Origin of the sequence: Micrococcus sp. Alg238-R198 (genome assembly GCF_900537135.1) — a bacterium.
Classification (GTDB): Bacteria; Actinomycetota; Actinomycetes; order Actinomycetales; family Micrococcaceae; genus Micrococcus; species Micrococcus luteus.
The window spans coordinates 1-4541 of the sequence record NZ_UNRH01000021.1 but is presented as its reverse complement, the minus strand read 5'-3'; the positions used below and the strand labels follow the sequence as shown (position 1 = coordinate 4541).

Here is a 4541-nt window from a genome sequence, read left to right as displayed (position 1 = left end):
GCTGCACTCGGTGTATGACCAGCCCGACGCCGCCAGCGTGGACGCCCAGTTCGACCGGCTGCTGGACTACGTCAGCGAAAAGCTGCCCGCGGTGGCCGAACACCTCGATGGTGCCCGGGCGGACATCCTGGCGTTCACCACGTTCCCCAAGGACGTGTGGACCCAGATCTGGTCGAACAACCCGGCCGAACGGCTCAACCGCGAGATCCGGCGTCGCACCGACGCCGTGGGCATCTTCCCGAACCGGGCAGCGATCGTGCGCCTGGTCGGGGCGGTGCTGGCTGAGCAGACCGATGAGTGGGCCGAGGGCCGCCGCTACCTCGGCCTCGAGGTGTTGGCCCGCTGCCGCCTCACCACCGTGGACGACACCGGGAACGAGGTGAACGCCGAACCGGAAACCACCCTCGAACTCAGCGCCTAGCAGCACCAATGGAGGATCAGAGCGTTACACCACTACTCGGGACTTGACCCCACCCGGCGGGCGGTGGCCGAGGTGAAGGCCGCCTGGCGGGCCGGGAAGCGCCGGGTGCACCGGCCCTGGATCACCGAGCCGGGCGCATGGCTGCAGTACGACTTCGGCGATGGGCCGGCGATCGACGGGGCCAAGACGGTGCTGTTCGTGGCCTGGCTGGCCTGGTCCCGCTACCGGATCGTCATCGCCCTGCGTGATAGGACGGCTCCGAGTGTGTTCGCCGCCCTGGACCGGTGCTTCCGGCTGATCGGGGGCGCGCCGACCTATGTGCTGACGGATAACGAGAAGACAGTGACGGTCTCTCATGTGGCCGGGGTGCCGGTGCGTAACCAGGCCACCGTGGCGTTCGCTCGGCATTACGGCGTGGAGGTGCTGACCTGCCAGCCAGCGGATCCGGCCGCCAAGGGCGGGGTGGAGAACGCGGTGAAGCTGGCCAAGGCCGACCTGGTCCCGAAGGACACCAACCTGCGGGACCAGTACGCCTCGTTCGCTGAGCTCGAGGCCGCCTGCGCGGGGTTCATGGCCATGGTGAACTCCCGGGAGCACCGGGTGACCCGGCGCCGCCCGGACCACATGCTCGCCGAGGAGACCAGCGCGTTGCATCGGATCCCCGCCACGGCGCACACCGTGGCCTACGGGGTGGGACGGAAGGTGCCGGAGAACACGCCGATGGTCTCCTTCGAAAACGCCCAGTACTCGGTGCCCGCGCACCTGCTCGGGGCCGAGGTGTTCGTGCGCCATCACGGCACCGGACCGGACTCGATGGTGGTGATCATGCACGCCGGTGCGCAGGGGCCGGTGGAGGTCGCCCGGCACCGGGTGGCCCGGCCCGGGTCCCCGGCCATCGACGACGCGCACTTCCCCGGCCACGAGACGGACAAGGTGCCCGGGGACTACACCCCGGTGCCCCGTTCGGCGGCGGAGGCCGAGTTCCTGGCCATCGGGGCCGGAGCGAGGACCTGGCTGGTGGAGGCCGCCGCGGCCGGCACCAGCCGGATCGGTCAGAAGATGGCCGAGGCCGTCACCCTGGCCAAGCTCGCCGGCACCGACCAGGTCGACCGCGCCCTCGGGGTGGCCGCGGTGCACCAGCGCTTCGCCCACGGCGACCTGGCCTCCCTGCTCACCGCCGCCGGCCACCGCACCGGGATGCACACCGCCACCGAGGAACGGTCCCTGACCCAGGGCACCGCCGGCTGGGCCGGCCTCGGTACCTCCAACACCGAGGGGGCAGCCCGGTGAGCATCCACACCCCGAACACCGCCGCACCGGCGCTGCCGGCCGATTTGGAGGCGCTGTTGCGGCAGCTGAAGATGCCCCACGCCCGCGGTATCGCCGCCGAGGTACTGGCCACCGCCCGGGCCCAACGCTGGGAGCCGGCCGAGGTCCTCAAGGCCCTGCTGGTCGAGGAGACCACCGGTCGGGCCCGATCCATGCTCGCCGCCCGGCGCAAGGCCGCCGGGTTCCCCACCGGCAAGACCTTCACGACCTGGGATCCGGGCGCCTCCTCGATCCCGGCCCCGACCCAGCAGTCCCTGCGCACCCTGGAATGGCTCTCGCGCAGAGAGAACCTCGTGGTCTGCGGGCCCTCCGGCACCGGCAAGACCTTCTTCCTCGAGGCCCTGGGCCAGCAGGCCGTGGAGGAGGGCAAGCGGGTGGCCTGGTTCACCCTGGAGGACCTCGGGGCGATGATCCGGGCCCACCGGCCCGATGACACCATCACCAAAGCCGTCGCCCGAATCCTGCGCGCCGACCTGATCGTCATCGACGACATCGGCCTGCTGCCGGTCGCCGACGATGCCGCCGAGGGCCTCTACCGCATCGTGGACGCCGCCTACGAGAAACGCTCCGTAGCGATCAGCTCGAACCTGCACCCGGCCGGCTTCGACGAGCTGATGCCCAAGACCCTGGCCACCGCCACCGTGGACCGGCTCCTGCACCACGCCCACGTGTGCCAGACCACCGGAGACTCCGTACGGATGACCCAGGCAATGGCCGGGAAGGGAGTCATGCCACTGAACTGATCCCATCACGGTGGCCAGCACCACCACCCAAACGGGCAAACCAGCTGGCCACCAGTGGGCAGTTCTGATGGCCACCAGCGGGAAGAAACACTGGCCGCCTATGGGCAGAACTCAATGGCCCTTGACAGACCCTTCTCACGCGCCTGAATCTCGCCGTCATGGATCGACAGCACCTCGGTCTGTGCGCCAGCCCGCTCCAGAAGCGCCGCGCAGGCTCTGACTGACCGACATCAGGAAGCACTTCACGGCTGAGGAGAAGCTCTGTCTCTGCGCGAACAAGGCCGTCGCAGGCCGCGGCGGTGCAGCCGTGGTGGCTGGGTGCCTGGTGCACGAGGACCGGGGCTCGCAGTTCCGATCTGGCCTATTTCAGGACGCGCGCACCCGTCATGGGCTGATCGGCTTCGTACTCGACGTCCTGACGCGCGGTTCTGCCGGCCGGTCGGCCTGATCCCGCGCTCCGGGTGATCACGGCGTCGGATCGAGCCTGACAGGTCAGCGTCGGCGCCGTGGTGGATGGCATGCACCACCCCCACGAGCGCCGTGTCGCGTTCAGCACTCTGGTGGGCCTACCTGCCCCCTCACTCCGCCAGGAATTCCAGCAGGATCCGGTTGAACTCCTCGGAGTGGCTGATGCTGAAGCCGTGCGGGGCATCCTTGACGAGTTCGACGCGGCTGCCGTCGATCGCCTTGTGCGTCCGCTTGCCGGAGCCCTTGAACGGCACGATCTGGTCGGCGTCGCCGTGCAGGACCAGGGCCGGCACGGTCACTGCCGGCAGGTCGCGGCGGAAGTCGGTGGCCCCGAACGCGTCCATGCAGGCCAGCGCCGCCGTCTGGTCGGACTGCAGCGCCATCCGGATGGCCTCCTGGCGCTGCTCCTCGGTGACCTTGAGGCTGCTGGTCAGGCCGGCCAGCTTGGGGGTGGAGAAGAACGTCGTCGTGAAGTCGTCGAAGAACGACTCGCGGTCCTTCTCGAGACCCGCGCGCATCTCGGCGGCCTGCTTCTCGGTCAGCGGGCCGTCSGGGTTGTCGTCGGTCTTCAGCAGGTACGGGGGCACSGCGCCGGCGAACACCACCGAGTGGATCCGGTCCGCGCCGAAYCGGGACATGTAGCGCGCCACCTCGCCRCCGCCCATCGAGAAGCCCACGAGCGTCACGTCRCGCARGTCGAGCTCGGTGAGCAGGCCGTGCAGGTCGGCGGTCATCGTGTCGTAGTCGTAGCCGCCGGCGGGCTTCTCCGAGGCGCCGAAGCCGCGCCGGTCGTAGGTGATCACGCGATAGTGCGGGGACAGGGCTGCGACCTGGTCCTTCCAGGAGTCGAGGGTCAGCGGCCAGCCGTGGATGAGGACCACGGGGCGCCCATGGCCGGACTCCTCCACGTTCAGCCCGATCGTGCCGTGGTCCGTGGGGATCTGCATGAGGGTCATGTGCGCATGCCTTCCTGTGCTCTCGGGGGACGACGGCGGCGCTCGGCCGCCGCTTCCTCCTCACGCTAGGCACGCGCTCGGCACGTGTCAAGTTGAGTCCCTGATAGTGGTGTAACCCTCCCCGGTCGCCAACACCGTCCCCTTCACGGACGCGGTCACCGTGGGAGCCTTCGAGCGAACCTTCCACAGCACTCTCGAAAGGACATCACCACGATGACCGCTCCACACATTGTCGACCCTGAACGCCTGCTGCGCGAAGCTCTCGGGGAGGCCTCCCCAGACCTGTTGCGCCACCTGCTGCAGACCGTGATCAACGCACTGCTCTCCGCCGACGCGGACGCGGTCTGCGGCGCCGAGTACGGCCAGGCCTCCCAGAGCCGTACCGCACAGCGCAACGGCTACCGGCACCGACCCCTGGACACCCGCGCCGGCACGATCGATGTGGCCATCCCCAAACTCCGGGCCGGCACGTACTTCCCCGAATGGCTCCTCGAGCGCCGCAAACGGGCCGAGTCCGCACTGATCACCGTGGTCGCGGACTGCTACCTGGCCGGGGTCTCGACCCGGCGCATGGACAAGCTCGTACGTCAGCTCGGCATCGACTCGCTCTCGAAGTCCCAGGTC

The 4541-nt window shown here is 69.4% G+C and carries 4 protein-coding genes and 1 pseudogene; 4 read left to right on the top strand and 1 reads right to left on the bottom strand.

Going from position 1 to position 4541, the window contains the following annotated elements; translation table 11 throughout:
* The 3 genes and pseudogenes from G6R13_RS11935 to istB form a co-directional block, all read left to right on the top strand.
* A partial coding sequence (locus G6R13_RS11935) for a transposase (protein WP_205521369.1) occupies positions 1-421 on the top strand: 421 nt, incomplete at its 5' end.
* 51 nt (positions 422-472) lie between these two features.
* A pseudogene (locus G6R13_RS11930) lies at positions 473-1711 on the top strand (IS21-like element ISMlu14 family transposase); the annotation flags it as partial.
* On the top strand, positions 1708-2493 hold the full coding sequence (gene istB / locus G6R13_RS11925; protein WP_010078636.1) for an IS21-like element helper ATPase IstB: 786 nt from the start codon (positions 1708-1710) through the stop codon (positions 2491-2493). The pseudogene G6R13_RS11930 and the gene istB, both read left to right, overlap by 4 nt.
* A gap of 578 nt (positions 2494-3071) precedes the next feature.
* Here istB and G6R13_RS11920 read toward each other — a convergent pair.
* Positions 3072-3917, bottom strand: coding sequence for an alpha/beta hydrolase (locus G6R13_RS11920; RefSeq protein WP_163721767.1), 846 nt, complete (start codon positions 3915-3917; stop codon positions 3072-3074).
* 213 nt (positions 3918-4130) lie between these two features.
* Here G6R13_RS11920 and G6R13_RS11915 point away from each other — a divergent pair.
* The coding region (locus tag G6R13_RS11915) for a transposase (protein WP_205521368.1) at positions 4131-4541 on the top strand (411 nt) is incomplete at its 3' end.